The organism is Kribbella sp. NPDC054772, from assembly GCF_053611945.1.
Genome location: NZ_JBSHBJ010000005.1, coordinates 1 through 1,102, shown reverse-complemented (window position 1 = coordinate 1,102; position 1,102 = coordinate 1). Strand labels below are relative to the sequence as shown.

General features: G+C 66.7%; 1 protein-coding gene. It reads right to left on the bottom strand.

Annotated features, from left to right (window positions below; all coding sequences use genetic code 11):
• Positions 1 to 197: 197 nt before the first annotated feature.
• Complete coding sequence (locus ACWGID_RS10270; RefSeq protein WP_452196108.1) at positions 198 to 794, bottom strand: hypothetical protein; 597 nt, start codon at positions 792 to 794, stop codon at positions 198 to 200.
• Between the last annotated feature and the right edge of the window lie 308 nt (positions 795 to 1,102).

Sequence of the window (1,102 nt, the reverse complement as noted above, 5' to 3'; positions counted from 1 at the left end):
CCGCGCCCTCTGGGCGCGGCGGGCCGCGCCGCCGGGGGCCGCGGGGGGGGGGGGGGGGTCGGGGACCCCGGGGGGTCGCGGCGGGCGTTGCCGCCCCCCCCCCCCCCCCCGCCGGTGTTGCGTACTGCGATGGTGCTCCGAATCAGTCACCCCACCGAGGTGGCTCTTTCGGGTCCTGCATCACTGACCAGGGAGGGTCAGTTGTTCTGCTCGTTGCTCTGCTCGCAGGTCTTGAGCGAGTCAACGGAGTTGCCGTCGTTGTCCAGGCCCAGGATGCCGGTCGGGTTGGTCAGCGGAACGGTGCCGCCGATGCCCGTGGCGTCGATCTGGTTGTGGCAGACCTGCCACGGACCGACCTTGTTGTCGGACACGGAGACGACACCGTTGCCGTCGGCCTTGTACCACTGGCGGTTCTGCTCGTTGTCCTGCTCGCAGGTCTTGACGGCGGTCACGCTGTTGCCGTCGTTGCCCCAGCCCACGATGCCGGTGATGTCGTTGGCCGGAACGGTGCCGCCGATGCCGGTGCCGGCACCGAAGTTGTGGCAGGCCTGAACGGCGCCCAGGTCGTTGCGGTCGATGGCGACCAGCGAGCCGTCCTTGCGGACGCCCCACCAGCGAGCGTGACCCGCGTCGTAGCCCTTCTGGGCGACCGAGGACACCGTGTCGGCGAGACCCGCGTCCTGGGCCTTCTGCTGCGCGTCGTCCAGAACGTTGGCGCTCACCATGGTGGCCAGACCGAGGGTGGCGACGGTCGCCACTGCCGCAGCCGCGACGATCTTGCGAGTTACCTGCATTATGCCAGGTTTCCTTTCGGGTTTGACGGATTCGTCTTAGTTGCTAACGACACCTGGCGTGGCCGGTTACAAACTTTTTCGTCAACAATTCTGATCCCCCGGGCGCGCATAGCCGCCCGGTGATGAGTTCCCTGACGGAACAACGAAAACCGTGCTGACCAGGCAACTTGCCGGTGACAGCACGGTCGGGAGAGCGAGCGGAAGTTGAGATGGAAGCACCCGTAACCGACGTCCGAGTACGTCGTTGAGTCAGCGCGGGTGACGGAAGATCCGGTGAATCGGAAGATTGTTCTCGGTGGGCTCGGTGG